This window comes from Pseudomonas sp. GW821-FHT02A11 (assembly GCF_059421985.1).
Window position 1 is genome coordinate 1 of record NZ_JBWKWB010000024.1, and the last position, 16,164, is coordinate 16,164.

Sequence of the window (16,164 nt, forward strand, 5' to 3'; positions counted from 1 at the left end):
TCTGTACTGGCTAGAGTCAGATTCGAATTTCCTGTCCTGCCCGCCCCATCAAGTCTAAACATACAAGCGAATTCATTTGCGAGGCGGTGGTACGGACGATAAAGATGTATCGGATGTACCGTCCAATCGCGAATGAATTCGCTCCCACAGCTCGTTTGGCGGGGGTTGCGGGTCACTTGCGGTCCGCAACAACCCCAATCAACACCAGCACCACCAATAACACCGGCGCCAGGCTGTAGTTGTTGAACTGGCTGAGCCCGCGCACGACCCACGGCGTGGCGTAAATCAGTGCAGCGCCGCTGCCGATGGTGCACAGCAGGGCCATGACCGGTACGCGCAAAGCTCCGGCAAAGCTGCTCAGGCGACCTTCGATCCAGCCCTTGATGTCTGCGCCGAAGAGGATCAGCAGGCATCCCACCAACGCCAGTGCGATTTCCGACAGGTTGCTGCGACTCCAGCGAGAGACAGTGGCCAGCAGGTCGAGTACGAGGTCCATTCAGTTTCCTTTGCGTTAAGCCTTAAAGAAGAAAGTACTGCAGCAGGTCATTGAGGAACAGTTGACCCCGGGCAGTCGCCACCAGGCGCGTCGGATCGGCTTCCAGCAAGCCCCGTTGTTCGGCCTGCTGACGGGCGCTTGCGAGCGAATCGACGCTTAGACCGGTGCGGCGCTGAAATAATGCAGCGTCGACGCCATTTGTCAGGCGCAGGGCGTTCATCAGGAATTCAAAAGGCATTTCGTCCAGCGGCAGCAGCTTTTCGCCCGCCTGAAACGCCTTGGCAGGATTCAAATAATCCTTGGGTAGCCGGGTTTTCCAGGTGCGGATGATGCGCCCGTCTGGATGACTGAGCTTGCCGTGAGCGCCCGCGCCGATGCCGATGAAGTCGCCGAAACTCCAGTAGTTCAGGTTGTGCCGTGCGGCGCGTCCCGGTTGCGCGTAGGCCGACACCTCATATTGTGCGTAGCCGTTTTCCCGCAGCAGCGTCTGACCTGCCTCTTGAATGTCCCAAAGGATGTCGTCTTCCGGCAGCGTGGGCGGCTGATTCCAGAACACCGTGTTCGGTTCCAGGGTCAGCTGGTACCAGGACAGGTGCGTCGGCGCGAGGGCAATGGCCTGGCGCAGGTCGCCCAGCGCGTCGTCCTGAGACTGATCGGGCAGGCCGTGCATCAGGTCCAGGTTGAAGTTATCGAAGCCCGCTTGGCGCGCCATGTCAGCTGCACGCACGGCCTCATCGCCGTTGTGAATGCGGCCGAGAGCCTTGAGCTTGTCTTCCTGAAAACTCTGGATGCCGATGGACAGGCGATTGATGCCCAAACCGCGATAGGCGCTGAACTTGACCTGCTCGAAGGTGCCGGGGTTGGCTTCCAGGGTGATCTCGATGTCCGGGGCGAAGCGAATGCGCTGCTCCACGCCCTTCAGCAGCCGCCCAAGGGCATCGGCGCTGAACAGGCTGGGCGTACCACCGCCGAAGAAGATCGTGCTCAGCTCGCGCCCGTAGACGTGGGGCAGGTCCTGATCGAGATCGGCGAGCAACGCGTCGACATACTCCTGTTCGGGGAGCACGGCGCTGGCGGTGTGGGAGTTGAAGTCGCAGTACGGGCATTTGCGCACGCACCACGGAATATGGATGTACAGCGACAGCGGGGGCAGCTCGGGCAACGGGCTTCTCGGTTGCTCGGAGCTGAAACCGGCCGCGCCAAGGATCAGCGGCCGGGTGGTAGAGTCCTGAGTCATGTCAATGCTGCATCCAACTGCAGGCGTTGACGCAGAATGGCCATGGCGCGAGCGCGGTGGCTGATCTGGTTCTTGTCGGCCGGGGTCAGCTCGGCGCTGGACAGATTGCGCTCAGGCACCCAGAACAGCGGGTCGTAGCCGAAACCGTGCTCGCCACTGGCGGCCGTCAGAATGCGCCCGTGCCACAGGCCTTCGCAGAGGATCGGCAGCGGGTCATCGGCATGCCGCACCAGCGCCAACACACAGACGAACTGCGCGCCACGCTGGTCTTCTGGCACGTCCCTCAAGGCATCCAGCAGTTTGGCGTTGTTCGCTGCGTCGCCTTTGCCGTCAGCGTAACGGGCCGAATAAATGCCCGGCGCGCCACCGAGAAAGTCCACCGCCAGGCCCGAATCATCGGCCAGCGCTGGCAGGCCGGAAATGCGCGCGGCATTGCGGGCCTTGAGGATTGCGTTCTCGACGAACGACAAGCCGGTTTCTTCAGGCTCTACGCTGCTGAACTCGCCGATCGAGCGCAGCTGCACGCTGCCGCCGAGCATGGCCTGGAGTTCCTTCAGTTTGCCGGCGTTGTGGCTGGCCAGTACGAGTTGGGAAAAGTTCATCATTCGTCCGAGAAAATCTGTTGGTTGAAGCTGAGCGTATGGCTTTCGCCGTCACCCGCTTTGACGTTGATCGTGAAGACGTAAGTGGCCTGTGTGTCGGGCTCCACGTCGAACTGGGCAATGTAATTGACCGAGCTGTTTTCGCTGATGGGCCTGAAGCTCAGGGCTTTCTTGCGGCCGGTCAGGTCAGCGACCGAGCCATCGACGCTGGCGGGGATGGTTTTGCCGCCCTTGATCGCGGTGATGTTGATCACGCCCTGGCCCTTGCTGCGGATCAGGCCGTTGTCCTTGGCGATCCCCGGCGGTAGCAGCCCCGAGGGGAGGGCGTTGTAGTGAATGATCAGGTCGCCGAACTGTTGCTGGCGGTTCAGGCTGGCGCTGTCGGCGGCCATTACGGGCGAGGCCAGTGCCAGCAGCACGCCCAGCATTGCAATCAGACGAGCCATGATCATTCTCCTTCTTGTAGGGATCACACGGCGATCTGGTGGTCCTGCAAGCCGGGGCTACTGACCCGATAGATGCCGATCTCACCCAACAGATTAGGCCATAGCTTGCTCGCCCAACCGTGACGATGCTGCTGATCGACCGCCAGCCGATCAATGACCTTGGCCGAACGACCCCGGCACAGTTCTTCGAAGTCTTCGAAGGTGCAAAAGTGGATGTTCGGTGTGTTGTACCAGGTGTACGGCAGGAACTCGGAGACCGGCATGCGGCCCTTGCTCGCCAGGTACCAGCGGCAGCGCCAGTGGCCGAAGTTGGGGAAGGTGATGATGCACTGACGGCCCACGCGCAGCATTTCGTCGAGGATCTTGTCGGGGTAATGCACGGCCTGCAGTGCCTGGGTCATGACCACGATGTCGAAACTGTTGCTGGCGAAGTTGCCCAGGCCCTTGTCCAGGTCCTGCTCGATGACGTTGACACCCCGCGCCACGCAGCGCGCAATGTTGTCGGCGTCGTTTTCCAGGCCATAGCCGGTCACTTGTTTGTTGTCCTTCAGCCAGGCCAGCAATTCGCCGTCGCCACAGCCGAGGTCGAGCACGCGGCTGCCTGCCGGTATCCAGTCTTGGATGATTTCCAGGTCGGCTCTCATGGTGTCCTCAGAGTGCAATTCGGTTCATGTAGCTGGAGAAGGCCTGCAGGTAGCGCGGGATCGGCATCAGGAAGGCGTCGTGGCCTTGCGGTGCGTCGATCTCCAGGTAGCAGACGTCCTTTTTCGCCGCCATCAGCGCATCCACCAACTCACGGGAGCGGGCCGGGGAGAAGCGCCAGTCGGTGGTGAACGACATCACGCAGAATTTCGAGGTGGCGCCTGCAAACGTGGCTGCCAGATCGTCGTTGAAGTTGGCTGCCGGGTCGAAGTAGTCCAGTGCCTTGGTCATCAGCAGGTAGGTATTGGCGTCGAAACGCCCGGAGAACTCCTCGCCCTGGTAACGCAGGTAGCTTTCGACCTGGAACTCGACGCTGTGGAAGTCGTAGTTGAGGTTCTCGTTCTTCAGGCCACGGCCGAATTTCTCGCCCATGGAGTCGTCGGACAGGTAGGTGATGTGGCCGACCATGCGCGCCAGCATCAGGCCGCGCTTGGGGGTCACGCCCATTTCCTGGAACGAGCCGCCGTGGAATTCCGGGTCGGTCAGGATCGCCTGACGCGCGACTTCGTTGAACGCGATGTTCTGCGCCGACAGCTTGGGCGCCGAGGCGATGGCCAGGCAGTGACGCACGCGATCGGGGTAGGTGATGGTCCACTGCAGCGCCTGCATGCCGCCCAGGCTGCCGCCGACGATGGCGGCCCACTGCATGACCCCGAGTCTGTCGGCCAGTCGCGCCTGACTGTGCACCCAGTCTTCGACGGTCAACACCGGGAAGTTGGCGCCGAACGGCTTGCCGGTTTCCGGGTTGATGCTGCTGGGGCCGGTGGAACCATTGCAGCCGCCGAGGTTATTCAGGCTGACGACGAAGAATTTATTGGTGTCGATCGGCTTGCCGGGACCGATGCAGCTGTCCCACCAGCCCGGCTTGCGATCTTCAGTGTTGTGGTAGCCGGCAGCGTGGTGATGGCCGGACAAGGCGTGGCAGATCAGCACCGCGTTGCTTTTGGCAGCGTTGAGTTGACCGTAGGTTTCGTAGACAAGGTCGTAATCGGCCAGCGAACGACCGCAGGCCAGAGCCAGTGGCTCGTTGAAATGCGCCGTCTGCGGCGTGACTAGACCGACAGAATCTTCGGGAAAGACCGTGGACATCGACCCTGCTCTCGCTGAAATGAGGCGTAAGTCTAAAGATCACGGGGGGTAGCGGCAAGCAAACAACGGGGCGGGTGGCAGATGGGAGGGCATGCTGGTTTCCTGTGGGAGCGAATTCATTCGCGAGAGGCCCGTACATCCGATAGAGATAGGTCGGATGTGGCTACGCATCGTCGGGATGCCGCCCAGAATGAATTCGCTCCCACAGAGGCTATCTGTGCAGCATCAGATCAACCGCCACAACTCCTGCGGCATGCCCGCGTAGGCAGCCAGCTCAGGCATCACGTACGACTGCAGCACCTGGATCGCCAGAAAGGCAAAGATCGGCGAGATGTCGAGGCCGCCGAGGTTCGGGATGATGCGGCGGAAGGGCGCCAGGATCGGCTCGCTGATCTGGTAGGCCAGTTCGGCAGCCGGGTTGTGGGTGCCCGGCGCGATCCAGGAGACGATCACCATGATGATCATTGCGACCCAGAAGATCTTCAACAGCAGCGAGGTGATGCCGATGATCGACCACATCAGCAAATGTGGGACATCGCCGATCGTGCCGTAGGTCATCATCAGTACGAAGGCCATCAGCAGCGCCTGGATCACGATCGCCAGCAACAGCGAGGAAGTGTCCAGCCCCAGCACGCTTGGCACGATGCGGCGGATCGGTTTGAGCAAGGGCTGGGTTGCGCGCACGGCAAACTGGCAGAGCGGGTTGTAGAAGTTGGCCTTGACCAGTTGCAGCACGAAACGCAGCAGAACGATGGTCAGGTACAGGCTGATCAGCGTCTGAATGACGAAAATCGTGGCGCCGGTGAGTGCATTCATAGATCGCTCCTTATTTGCCCAGCAGTTCGGCGAGTTCGGCCGAGCGGTGTGCAGCGGCGCCAAGCGCCTTTTCAACGATCGCTTCGAAACCGTCCGCCTGGAACGATTTGATCGCCGCTTCCGTAGTGCCCGCAGGCGAGGTGACGCGACGACGCAGTTCGGCGGCATCGACATCACTGGTGGTGGCCATGCGCGCAGCGCCCAGCGCGGTTTCCTGGCTCAACTGCTTGGCCACGTCAGGCGACAGGCCGAGCTTCACACCAGCGGCGGTCATGGCTTCGATCAACAGGAAAAAATACGCAGGGCCGCTGCCGGAAACGGCGGTTACGGCGTCGATCTGCGCTTCGGTGCCCACCCACAGGGCGATGCCCACGGCCGACAGCAGGGTTTCGGCCTGCTGACGCTGAGCCGGGGTCACGTCGTCGGTGGCGTACAGCCCGCTCACGCCTTGGCGCAGCAGCGCCGGGGTGTTGGGCATGCAGCGCACCAGCGGCTGATCGCCCAGCCAGGCCTTCATGCTGGCGCAGGTGATGCCGGCGGCGATCGAGACGATCAGCTGGTTCGGCTTGAGCGCAGGTTTGATCGCTTCGCAGACGACTTTCATCATTTGCGGTTTGACGGCCAGCAGCACGACGTCGGCGCCTTCGATGGCTTCGGCGTTGTCGGCGAAGGCCTTGATGCCGTGTTCTTTGGCGATGCGCTCGCGGGTTTCAGCGCCTGGGTCGCTGGCGCGGATCAAATCAGCGTCGACGCCCTGGGCGCGCATGCCGCCAATCAGGCTGGCGGCCATGTTGCCGGCGCCGATGAACGCGATACGGGTTTTGCTCATGAACGGCTTCCTGTGATGCAAAGGTTAGGGCTGCCCGTAGTTACGGGCGCCGAAGAGGGCAGTGCCGATCCGCACCCAGGTTGCGCCTTGGGCGATGGCGGCTTCCAGGTCGTGGCTCATGCCCATGGAAAGGGTGTCCAGCGGCAGGTTCAATTGGTCTTGCAGGCTGCGCACGGCAGCAAAGGCAGCGTTCTGTTCGTCGCTGTCTTCTGTGGGTTCGGGAATTGCCATCAAACCGCGCAATCTGAGATTGGGCAGCTCGCTGATCGCTTGCGCCAGCGCTGGCAGGTCGTGTGGTGTACAGCCGGACTTGCTGGCTTCGCCACTGACGTTGACCTGAATGCAAATGTTGAGCGGGGGCAGTTCGGCGGGGCGTTGTTCGGACAGGCGCTGTGCGATTTTCAGGCGATCCACGGAATGTACCCAGTCAAAATGCTCGGCGATGGCGCGAGTCTTGTTTGACTGGATGGGGCCGATGAAATGCCAGATCAAGGGCAGGTCACTCAATTCGGTCTGTTTGCCGAGGGCTTCCTGCAGGTAGTTCTCGCCGAAGTCGCGCAAGCCGGCGGCATACGCTTGGCGCAAATCGCTGGCCGGTTTGGTCTTGCTCACAGCCAGCAGCCCGATGGAAGCCGGGTCGCGCTGCGCGGCCTGCGCTGCGTTGCGAATTCGCTCTGCGAGCGTTGAAATGTTCTCTGCTATCGTGGACATTGATTTGCGCCAGCAGGGCTAAAGTCTGCGGCATTCTATGTGATGAGGAGCTGTATGGATATTACCGAGCTGCTTGCCTTCAGTGCCAAGCAAGGCGCGTCGGACTTACACCTCTCGGCTGGCCTGCCACCGATGATCCGTGTGGACGGCGATGTGCGACGGATCAACCTGCCGGCGTTGGACCAGAAAGAGGTCCAGGCGCTGATCTACGACATCATGAACGACCGCCAGCGCAAGGACTTCGAGGAAGATCTGGAAACGGACTTCTCCTTCGAGGTGCCGGGCGTGGCGCGCTTCCGGGTCAACGCGTTCAACCAGAACCGTGGCGCGGGCGCGGTGTTCCGGACCATTCCCTCCAAGGTTCTGAGCATGGAAGAGCTGGGCATGGGGGAAGTGTTTCGGAAGATTACAGACGTCCCTCGCGGGCTTGTGCTGGTCACAGGCCCCACAGGTTCCGGTAAGTCGACGACGCTGGCAGCGATGGTCGATTACCTCAACGCCAACAAGCACCATCACATCCTGACCATCGAAGACCCGATCGAATTCGTTCACGAGTCCAAAAAGAGCCTCATCAACCAGCGTGAGGTCCACCGCGACACCCACGGCTTCGCCGAAGCGCTGCGTTCGGCGCTGCGGGAAGACCCGGACGTGATTCTGGTGGGCGAGCTGCGCGACCTTGAAACCATCCGCCTGGCGCTGACCGCTGCGGAAACCGGTCACCTAGTGTTCGGCACGCTGCACACCACGTCGGCGGCGAAAAGTATCGACCGGATCGTGGACGTCTTCCCGGCCCAGGAAAAATCGATGATTCGCTCGATGCTCTCCGAGTCGCTGCACGCCATCGTCTCTCAGGCGCTGCTAAAGAAGATCGGCGGCGGGCGCGTGGCGGCCCACGAGATCATGATCGGCACATCGGCGATCCGTAACCTGATCCGTGAGGACAAGGTGGCGCAGATGTATTCCTCGATTCAGACCGGGGGGGCGCTTGGGATGCAGACACTGGACATGTGCTTGAAGGATTTGGTGAGCAAGGGGCTGATCAGCCGGGACAGTGCTCGCGAGAAAGCAAAAACGCCTGACAATTTTTAACAGTCAGGCGCTGTACTTAACCTTGATGTGAAAACAACTGTGGGAGCGAATTCATTCGTGAGACTGTCGTACAGCCGATAGAGATTTATCGGATGTACCGGCCAATCGCGAATGAATTCACTCCCACAGGGATTGCAATCACAGGTTTTTTCGTCCTCAGACAGAACGCCGCGTATCAGCGCTGCGCGATCCGCACTGTGCCTTTGTGGCTTGGTGGCTGCTTGGGCAGGACGCGTTTGGCAACCACGTAGTGGCTGTCCCAGTACGGCTTTTTCAGCGTGTCGATGGTCACCGACTTGCCGCGACGCGGCGCGTGAACGAACTGGTCGTCGCCCAGGTAAATGGCAACGTGGTTCACCTTGCGGCTCTTGATGTTGAAGAACAGCAAGTCGCCCGGTTTCAGGTCCTTGCGATCGACCTTCTGCCCGTGACCTTCGGCCATGGCGTTGGAGGTGCGTGGCAGGTCCACTTCACTCACGTCGTTGAACGCATATTTCACCAGACCGCTGCAGTCGAAGCCTTTGGTAGGGCTGGTGCCACCCCAACGGTACGGGGTGCCGATGGCCTTGACGGCCCGGTTGACCACGTTACTGCTTTGCTTGGTCCCCGCGGGGCCGACAGAGGCCAGCGCGACGGTGTTTTTCGAAATCTTGCGAGTGCTTTGGGCTTTCTTGCCCTTGGTCGCTCGGCTCTTCTTGCTGGAGGTCTGAAGCGGCGTTGCCGTTTCTTCGATGGCCTCTTGAGTGTCTGTGTTACTGGCTACCGATGTTGGCGAAGAGTGACTTTTCGCTGTAAAGCCGGTGAAGCTCGGTGGTAGCGTTTGCTCACGATTGGTGGCGTGAGCGGCCAGTGGCATAAAGAGACAAATTGTCAGCCATGTCTTTAAAAATGGACGCATTAGGCAGGGCTCATGTTGGTCAGCGCGCAACTTTATAACAGCTTTTTCAGTGTTTCTAAGCCCATTTGTCGAACAATTTACTGGCCGCGAAGTCAATTTCAGCAGCGAAATTGCCATCCGAGCATTGCCTTCCCCTTGTAGAACAAGGGTTTGCAGAGAAGCTCAGAGGTTCAAGCCATACGTCGGACGGCAGTACGAAAGTCACAAAACTTACGCATATTTTTTTCTATCGTTGCAAACGAGGTACCCGATGAACACCTATTACCCTGACGATCAGCGCCCCGACACCCACAGCAAAGTGATGGGGTATCTGCTATGGATCGTCGGCTTCACCGGTTCTCACCGCTTCTATTACGGGAAACCTGTGACCGGAACGATCTGGTTCTTCACCTTGGGGCTTTTGGGGATTGGCTGGCTGATCGATCTGTTCCTGATCCCGTCGATGGATCGCGAAGCCGACCTGCGTTTCAACGCAGGACCGACCGATTACAGCCTTGCCTGGATTTTGCTGACATTTCTCGGCGTGTTTGGCGTGCACCGGATGTATCAAGGCAAATGGATCACTGGACTCCTTTACCTGCTGACGGGCGGGTTGGCGTTTTTGGGAGTTTTGTATGACTTCTGGACGCTGAATGACCAGATTTCGGTGAAGAACACCGAGCGTCGTTGAGCCCTCAACTGTAGGAGCGCGCTTGCCCGCGATTGCGGTGTGTCAGGTGGCATGCATGTCACAGACAGATCGCAATCGCGGGCAAGCGCGCTCCTACAATGTGGGATTCAAGTCAGCCGATATAGCTGATCCGCCCATCAACAAAGGTGTACTTCACCGAACCCGGCAGGCAATGGCCAAGGAACGGGCAGTTTTCGCCCTTCGACAGCCACTTCTCGCCAGCCACTGTGGAGGCCGCAGGGTCGAACAGCACCAGGTCCGCCGGAGCGCCCGCCGCGAGTTGACCAGCAGGCAGGCGCAATGCCGCAGCAGGCCCTGCGCTAAGGCGCGAGAGCAGCGTCGGCAGGTCCAGCAAACCGTCCTCAACCAGGGTCATCGCCAGTGGCAGCAACAGTTCTACGCTGCTGATGCCTGGCTCGGTCGCGCCGAACGGGGCCAGCTTGGCGTCGCGTTCGTGGGGCTGGTGGTGGCTGGAAATCGCCTGAACCACGCCCGATTTGACCGCTTCACGCAGCGCGTCGCGGTCGGCGCGGGTGCGCAGGGGAGGTTGCACGTGATAAAGGCTGGAGAAATCGATCAGCGCTTCGTCGGTCAGGATCAACTGATACAGCGCAACGTCCGCCGTCACTTTCAGGCCGCGAGCCTGTGCCTGAGCGATCAACTCCACGCCACGGGCACTGGTCAGTTGCGTGAAGTGCGCGCGCACGCCGCTCTGCTCGACCAGCAGCAGGTCGCGAGCCAGGGCCACGGTTTCGGCGGTTTCCGGAATGCCCGGCAGGCCGAGGAAGGCTGCCGTCGGGCCGTCGTGGGCCAGGCCGCCTGCAGCGAGGTCATGATCCTGGGAGTTGAAGATCACCGTCAGGTCGAAGGTCGCGGCGTATTCCAGCGCGCGGCACAGCGTGCGATTGCTGCCGAACTGGGTCAGGCCGTTGGTGAAGGCCACGCAGCCGGCGTCGCGCAGGGCGATCAATTCGGCCAGTTGTTCGCCGTCAAGGCCTTTACTCAGTGCGCCAATCGGGAACACCTTGCTGTAACCGGCTTCGCGCGCGCGATCCAGAATCAGCTCGGCCACGGCCGACGTGTCGAGAACCGGCTTGGTGCGTGGCGGGCAGCACAGGCTGGTCACGCCACCAGCAGCTGCAGCGCGGGTTTCGCTGGCGATGCTGCCTTTGCGGCTGTAACCCGGTTCGCGCAGTGAGACGTTGAGGTCAACCAGGCCCGGCGCTGCCACAAGACCGGTGCCGTCGATGGTTTGCGCAGGGGAGAAATCGGCAGGGGCCGCGCCCAAGGCGAGGACCTTGCCGGCTTCCAGATGAACGTCGATGACTTGATCCAGACCGCTGACAGGGTCGATGACGCGAGCGTTGATGATGCTGAACTTCACTGCGCGTTCTCCTGCTCGAACTGGCGTTGGGCGGTTTGGCCACTCATGGCCATGGACAAGACGGCCATGCGCACCGCGATGCCGTAGGTCACTTGATTGAGGATCACCGAATGCGCGCCGTCGGCTACTGCCGACTCGATTTCCACGCCGCGGTTGATCGGGCCGGGGTGCATGACGATCGCATCAGGCTTGGCACCGGCCAGGCGTGCGGTGGTCAGGCCGAACAGGCGGTAGAACTCGCCCTCGCTCGGCAGCAGGCCGCCCGACATGCGCTCGCGCTGCAGACGCAGCATGATCACCACGTCGACGTCCTTCAGGCCTTCGGCAAGGTCGGTGTAGACCTTCACGCCGTACTGCTCGACGCCAATCGGCAGCAGGGTTTTTGGCGCCACCACGCGGATGTCCGGGCAGCCCAGCGCCTTGAGCGCGATCATGTTCGAGCGCGCCACACGCGAGTGCAGAATGTCGCCGACGATGGCCACCGAGAGGTTTTTGAAGTCACCCTTGTGGCGGCGAATGGTCAGCATGTCGAGCATGCCCTGGGTCGGGTGCGCGTGACGCCCGTCGCCGCCGTTGATGATCGCCACCTGCGGGCAGACGTGCTCGGCAATGAAGTGCGCCGCGCCGGAGTCGCCGTGACGCACCACGAACATGTCGGCGGCCATGGCCTCGAGGTTGCGCAGGGTGTCGAACAGGGTCTCGCCCTTGCTGGTCGAGGAGGTCGACACGTTCAGGGTAATGACGTCCGCCGACAGCCGCTGGGCCGCGAGTTCGAAGGTGGTGCGTGTGCGCGTGGAGTTCTCGAAGAACACATTGCACACGGTCTTGCCGCGCAGCAGCGGGACTTTTTTCACCGCTCGCGCGCCGACTTCGAGGAACGAGTCGGCGGTGTCGAGGATTTCGGTGAGCAGTTCGCGGGGCAAACCGTCGAGCGAGAGGAAATGTTGCAGTTGACCCTGGTGGTTCAGCTGCAGCGGGCGCTTGGCGTCGAGAGGCGTCATCGCTAGGGACTCTTAGAGGGCGGCGGAATCGGTGGAAAGGTCTTGCAGTTCAAGTGTCAGCGGCGTCGGGCCGGACAGCTTGACGCGCTCGTCTGGAGACAGGTCCAGCGTCGCCCCGGTCACATTTGGACGAATCGGCAGCTCGGCGGCGTCCAGATCCAGCAGCGACACCAGGGTCACGCTGGCCGGGCGGCCATAGTCGAACAGCTCGTTGAGAGCGGCGCGGATGGTGCGGCCGCTCATCAGCACGTCATCGATCAGTACCAGATGCTGGCCTTCGATCTCGAACGGCAGCTCCGAAGGGCGCACCTGAGGGTGCAGGCCGTTCTGACTGAAGTCGTCGCGGTAGAAGGAAACGTCCAGCGTGCCCAGCGGGGACTGGCTACCCAGCGCTTCGAGCAGGGCCTGTGCGACCCACACGCCACCGGTGCGAATGCCGATGAAGCGAGGCTCGCTGATGCCGCGTTTATTCAGGTGCGCGTTCAGATCGATCGCCATCTGGCTGATCAGTTCGGCGGGATTGGGCAGGGTCATGGTCGCTCCTTCAAGAGCCCCGCCGCGCGGGTTGCGCACGGCAGGGCCAAAACTCAGATTCGATGCAGTGTAAGGCGCTCAGCTTTCAAACAATGCGCCGTTGGCTTCCAGCCAGCCTTGCAGCAATAGCGCTGCGGCGATGGCGTCCACCGGGTTGTCGCGGTAGCTGCCGCGCTGACCACCACGGGACATGCGCTCGCCTTTGGCTTCGAACGTGGTCAGGCGCTCGTCGTGGGTGTAGACCGGCAGATTGAAGCGGCCATTGAGCTTGCGCGAGAATTTCTCGGCGCGGGCGCTCATCTCGCTCGGCGTGCCGTCCATGTTGAGCGGCAGGCCGACGACGATGGCGTCGGGCTTCCATTCGGTGATCAGGGCCTGAACCTTGTCCCAGTCAGGTACGCCGTTTTGCGCCTTCAAGGTGCACAGTTCGCGAGCTTGGCCGGTGATCACCTGCCCAACGGCTACGCCGATCTGTTTGGTGCCGTAGTCGAAACCCAGCAGCAGTCGCAATCCGGCCATCAGGCGTGGCCCGCTTGGCTGGTGAGCAGATTCAGGTTGATGCCCAGCTTGGCTGCGGCAGCGTTGAGGCGCTGGTCGCTGTCGAGCTCGAAAAGAATGGCCGGGTCGAACGCGCAGTTGAGCCACGCGTTGGCGGCCAGTTCGGCCTCCAGCTGGCCCGCATCCCAACCTGCGTAGCCGAGGGTGATCAAATTTTGATCAGGGCCATAGCCGTCGGCGATGGAAAACAGCACGTCTTGTGAGGTGGACAGGGCCACCCCACCCAGATCGACCGTCGCCTGGAACACTTGCCCTGGCGGATGCAGCACGAAGCCGCGATCGGTCTGCACCGGGCCGCCGACATGAATGGGGATGTGCTGACAGCGCGCCGGCGGGGTCATTTCCGGGCGCAACTGCTCGAGAATATCGGCCAGCGACAGGCTTTGCGGTCGGTTGATCACCAGGCCCATGGCGCCATTGGCGTTGTGCTCGACGATGTAGGTCAAGGTCTGGGAGAAGTTCTCATCGTGCATGTGGGGCATGGCGATCAGAAATTGGTGCTTGAGGTACGACGGGGTGACGTTTTTCATGAGCCCTAGTGTGGCGCCGCGGGGCTGTTGTGACAACTGGCAGAACCGACTCAGGGGAGATAAATCGCGACGTGGGTCAGGTTTCATGTTGCGGAGGATGCATCGGGAAAAATTGGATGCTGCTTTGGAATGCATGAACCGTGGGAGCGAATTCATTCGCGAGAGGGCGGTACAGTCGAGCCATCTCTATGGGATGTGCCGACGCATCGCGAATGAATTCGCTCCTACAGGGTGGATGTGTGGCGCCTGCAGAATTATGCGGTGTCAATTACTGGAAAGCTTGTCCCCGCGGGCGAATTTCCAGGTGCGGATGATTTCCAGTCGGTCGATGTCCGACAGATCGCCGGTGAACGGCGCAAAGGGCGCGGCCAGGCGCACGATCTTCTGCGCGGCCTGATCCAGCAATGGCTGACCAGACGACTCCAGCACCAGCACTTCATATAAAGAGCCGTCGCGGTTGATCGACACCATCATTCGCAGGCTGCCGTAGATCTGCTGGCGCCGGGCTTCTTCGGGATAATTCAGGTTGCCGATGCGCTCGATCTTCTTGCGCCAGTCCTCTTTGTACCAGGCGCCCTTGTCGCGCATGGTCGAGGCCGCGCTCAGGCGGTGGATTTTTGGCCGTTTGGCGTAGGCCTGTTGCTCATCGGCAAGCTCCGCTTCAAGGCTTGCGATCTCGCTGTTGAGCTGGGTGCTGTCGAATGTCGGCGCGGCCTTTTTCGGCTCGTCCGGTTTGACTTCTTCGCGCTTGGCGACGGTTTTTTCCTTCGCGGGTGCCTTGGTAGCCACGGCAGTTTTCGGCGCTTGCTGCTTGACCACCGGCTTGGCGGCGGGCGGCGGAGTCACCTTATTGATCTGGGTGTCCTGGTAGGGCGCGATTTCAGTGGTCTTGGGCACGGCCTTCTTATCGAGGGTGCCGCTGCCTTGCTGGTTTTCCTGCGCGAGGAAGTCCGCGTCTTTGGGCTTGATGTCGCTTTTGAATGGGGCAAGGGTGATTTCCAGCGTCTGGCTGATCTTTTCCGGTTTGACGTAGGTAAAGCCCACGCCAAGGATGATGGCCAGGTGCACGAGGGCGGCGATCAACAGGGTAAAACCCAGACGATCAGCCGGGCGCACGTGGTTGCGGGTCAGGGCCATCGGGAGATCACTGTCGAGCGCAGCGTTCATCTACGCTCCGGAATCACATGAGCCAGCATTGCAAAATCAGCCTGGTTGGGAAATTCGGGGCGGGCATGATAACGCAATGTCGGTCCTGACTTGGGCTTTGATGCGGGTTGGCCGATTAGTGGGCGGTGACGCGCTCTATGGTGAGGGCGGATCACCTGTGGGAGCGAATTCATTCGCGATGCAGGCGTACATCCGACGGGAATCCTGTGGATGTACTGGCCTCTCGCGAATGAATTCGCTCCCACAGGAATTGCGCCGCCCGCAGAAGGTCGGGCAATCCCATGACAGGTTTGATGCGATTTACTTGGCCTTGAGCTTCTTCTCGATCGCATCCATCAGCATCCCGCCGATATTGGTGCCGAACGCGTTGTCGATTTCACGGATGCAGGTGGGGCTGGTGACGTTGATTTCGGTCAGGTGCTCGCCGATTACGTCCAGACCCACGAACAACAGGCCTTTTTCACGCAGGGTCGGGCCGATTTCGGCGGCGATCCAGCGATCACGGTCAGTCAGCGGACGGGCTTCGCCACGGCCACCGGCGGCCAGGTTGCCGCGGGTTTCGCCTGCGGCCGGGATACGCGCCAGACAGTAAGGCACCGGCTCGCCATCGACCATCAGAATGCGCTTGTCGCCGTCCTTGATCCCCGGCAGATAGGCCTGGGCCATGATCTGGTGCGCGCCGTTGACGGTCAGTGTTTCCAGGATCACCGACAGGTTCGGGTCCTCGGCGCGATGGCGGAAGATCGACGTGCCGCCCATGCCGTCCAGCGGCTTGTAGATCACATCGCCATGCTCGGCAGCGAAGGCGCGCAGGATGTCGGCGCGGCGGCTGACCAGCGTCGGCGGAGTGCAATGCGGGAATTGCGTGGCGAACAGCTTCTCGTTGCAGTCGCGCAGGCTTTGCGGCTTGTTGACGATCAGCGTGCCTGCGCGCTCGGCCTGCTCCAGCAGGTAGGTGGTGTAGATGAAGTCCATGTCGAACGGCGGATCCTTGCGCATCAGGATCACGTCCAGATCGTCCAGGCCGCTGTCGATTTCGTCTTCGAATTCGAACCAGTGTTCAGGGTTGGCGAAGACCTTCAGCGGTTTCATGCGGGCGCGGGCATGGCCGGCAACCTGATACAGATCCTGCTGCTCCATATAGAACAGCGACCAGCCGCGCGCTTGCGCCGCCAGGAGCATGGCCAGCGAGCTGTCCTTCTTGTAGGAGATGCGCTCGATGGGGTCCATGACAATGCCAACGCGAACGCTCATGGGTAATATCCTCTGTTCGGTAATGGCCGGTACGGGCCTCAAAATACGCGTCAGGGTGGCGCTGCGCAGGCTTCGGGTCAAGGGGCAGCGTGGCGCATATGCTTTATGGATTGCGTCTTTAGAGTGTGCTAAAAAGGCTCGGCATCTCGCG

At 61.2% G+C, this 16,164-nt stretch carries 19 protein-coding genes; 2 read left to right on the top strand and 17 right to left on the bottom strand.

Going from position 1 to position 16,164, the window contains the following annotated elements; genetic code table 11:
* Positions 1–172 precede the first annotated feature (172 nt).
* From AC07V9_RS24190 to AC07V9_RS24230, 9 genes are all read right to left on the bottom strand, one after another.
* Positions 173–496 carry a DUF3392 domain-containing protein gene (locus AC07V9_RS24190; RefSeq protein WP_062385487.1) on the bottom strand — a complete coding sequence of 108 codons (324 nt, stop codon included), beginning with the start codon at positions 494–496 and terminating at the stop codon, positions 173–175.
* A gap of 22 nt (positions 497–518) precedes the next feature.
* A complete protein-coding gene (hemW, locus tag AC07V9_RS24195) occupies positions 519–1,733 on the bottom strand; it encodes a radical SAM family heme chaperone HemW (RefSeq protein WP_495018163.1) in 1,215 nt (404 codons plus the stop codon).
* Positions 1,730–2,338, bottom strand: coding sequence for an RdgB/HAM1 family non-canonical purine NTP pyrophosphatase (rdgB, locus tag AC07V9_RS24200; protein ID WP_495018164.1), 609 nt, complete (start codon positions 2,336–2,338; stop codon positions 1,730–1,732). The genes hemW and rdgB overlap by 4 nt, the downstream gene beginning before the upstream one ends.
* The gene (locus AC07V9_RS24205; protein WP_495018165.1) at positions 2,335–2,781 is read right to left on the bottom strand and encodes a DUF4426 domain-containing protein; all 447 of its coding nucleotides are present in this window, start codon (positions 2,779–2,781) and stop codon (positions 2,335–2,337) included. Before AC07V9_RS24205 ends, rdgB begins: the two co-directional genes overlap by 4 nt.
* A gap of 23 nt (positions 2,782–2,804) precedes the next feature.
* On the bottom strand, positions 2,805–3,425 hold the full coding sequence (gene metW / locus AC07V9_RS24210) for a methionine biosynthesis protein MetW (RefSeq protein WP_495018166.1): 621 nt from the start codon (positions 3,423–3,425) through the stop codon (positions 2,805–2,807).
* Positions 3,426–3,432: 7 nt separating this feature from the next.
* Positions 3,433–4,572 (bottom strand): homoserine O-succinyltransferase MetX, encoded by a 1,140-nt coding sequence (metX, locus tag AC07V9_RS24215; protein WP_495018167.1) that lies wholly within the window; start codon positions 4,570–4,572, stop codon positions 3,433–3,435.
* A 225-nt stretch (positions 4,573–4,797) separates the two neighbouring features.
* Positions 4,798–5,388 carry a YggT family protein gene (locus AC07V9_RS24220; RefSeq protein ID WP_341961357.1) on the bottom strand — a complete coding sequence of 197 codons (591 nt, stop codon included), beginning with the start codon at positions 5,386–5,388 and terminating at the stop codon, positions 4,798–4,800.
* Positions 5,389–5,398: 10 nt separating this feature from the next.
* Positions 5,399–6,217, bottom strand: coding sequence for a pyrroline-5-carboxylate reductase (gene proC / locus AC07V9_RS24225; RefSeq protein ID WP_495018168.1), 819 nt, complete (start codon positions 6,215–6,217; stop codon positions 5,399–5,401).
* Between the two features lie 24 nt (positions 6,218–6,241).
* Positions 6,242–6,928, bottom strand: coding sequence for a YggS family pyridoxal phosphate-dependent enzyme (locus AC07V9_RS24230; protein ID WP_495018169.1), 687 nt, complete (start codon positions 6,926–6,928; stop codon positions 6,242–6,244).
* A gap of 54 nt (positions 6,929–6,982) precedes the next feature.
* Here AC07V9_RS24230 and AC07V9_RS24235 point away from each other — a divergent pair, with 54 nt between their 5' ends.
* Positions 6,983–8,017 carry a type IV pilus twitching motility protein PilT gene (locus tag AC07V9_RS24235; protein ID WP_495018170.1) on the top strand — a complete coding sequence of 345 codons (1,035 nt, stop codon included), beginning with the start codon at positions 6,983–6,985 and terminating at the stop codon, positions 8,015–8,017.
* A gap of 175 nt (positions 8,018–8,192) precedes the next feature.
* Here the strand turns inward: AC07V9_RS24235 and AC07V9_RS24240 are convergent, their stop codons facing one another.
* Entirely contained in the window at positions 8,193–8,915 is a 723-nt protein-coding gene (locus AC07V9_RS24240) for a C40 family peptidase (protein ID WP_495018171.1), read from the bottom strand.
* Positions 8,916–9,165: 250 nt separating this feature from the next.
* On the opposite strand from AC07V9_RS24240, the gene AC07V9_RS24245 reads away from it, so the two are divergent.
* Positions 9,166–9,585 carry an NINE protein gene (locus tag AC07V9_RS24245; protein ID WP_495018172.1) on the top strand — a complete coding sequence of 140 codons (420 nt, stop codon included), beginning with the start codon at positions 9,166–9,168 and terminating at the stop codon, positions 9,583–9,585.
* Positions 9,586–9,697: 112 nt separating this feature from the next.
* Here the strand turns inward: AC07V9_RS24245 and AC07V9_RS24250 are convergent, their stop codons facing one another.
* From AC07V9_RS24250 to gshB, 7 genes are all read right to left on the bottom strand, one after another.
* A complete protein-coding gene (locus tag AC07V9_RS24250) occupies positions 9,698–10,969 on the bottom strand; it encodes a dihydroorotase (RefSeq protein ID WP_495018173.1) in 1,272 nt (423 codons plus the stop codon).
* Complete coding sequence (locus AC07V9_RS24255) at positions 10,966–11,970, bottom strand: aspartate carbamoyltransferase catalytic subunit (RefSeq protein ID WP_274131649.1); 1,005 nt, start codon at positions 11,968–11,970, stop codon at positions 10,966–10,968. The genes AC07V9_RS24250 and AC07V9_RS24255 overlap by 4 nt, the downstream gene beginning before the upstream one ends.
* Before the next feature lie 12 nt (positions 11,971–11,982).
* The gene (gene pyrR / locus AC07V9_RS24260; protein ID WP_495018174.1) at positions 11,983–12,504 is read right to left on the bottom strand and encodes a bifunctional pyr operon transcriptional regulator/uracil phosphoribosyltransferase PyrR; all 522 of its coding nucleotides are present in this window, start codon (positions 12,502–12,504) and stop codon (positions 11,983–11,985) included.
* 78 nt (positions 12,505–12,582) lie between these two features.
* On the bottom strand, positions 12,583–13,023 hold the full coding sequence (gene ruvX / locus AC07V9_RS24265) for a Holliday junction resolvase RuvX (RefSeq protein ID WP_495018175.1): 441 nt from the start codon (positions 13,021–13,023) through the stop codon (positions 12,583–12,585).
* Positions 13,023–13,592 carry a YqgE/AlgH family protein gene (locus AC07V9_RS24270; protein ID WP_495018176.1) on the bottom strand — a complete coding sequence of 190 codons (570 nt, stop codon included), beginning with the start codon at positions 13,590–13,592 and terminating at the stop codon, positions 13,023–13,025. Before AC07V9_RS24270 ends, ruvX begins: the two co-directional genes overlap by 1 nt.
* A gap of 264 nt (positions 13,593–13,856) precedes the next feature.
* A complete protein-coding gene (locus AC07V9_RS24275) occupies positions 13,857–14,759 on the bottom strand; it encodes an energy transducer TonB (protein ID WP_495018177.1) in 903 nt (300 codons plus the stop codon).
* Between the two features lie 300 nt (positions 14,760–15,059).
* A complete protein-coding gene (gene gshB / locus AC07V9_RS24280) occupies positions 15,060–16,013 on the bottom strand; it encodes a glutathione synthase (protein ID WP_495018178.1) in 954 nt (317 codons plus the stop codon).
* Positions 16,014–16,164 lie beyond the last annotated feature (151 nt).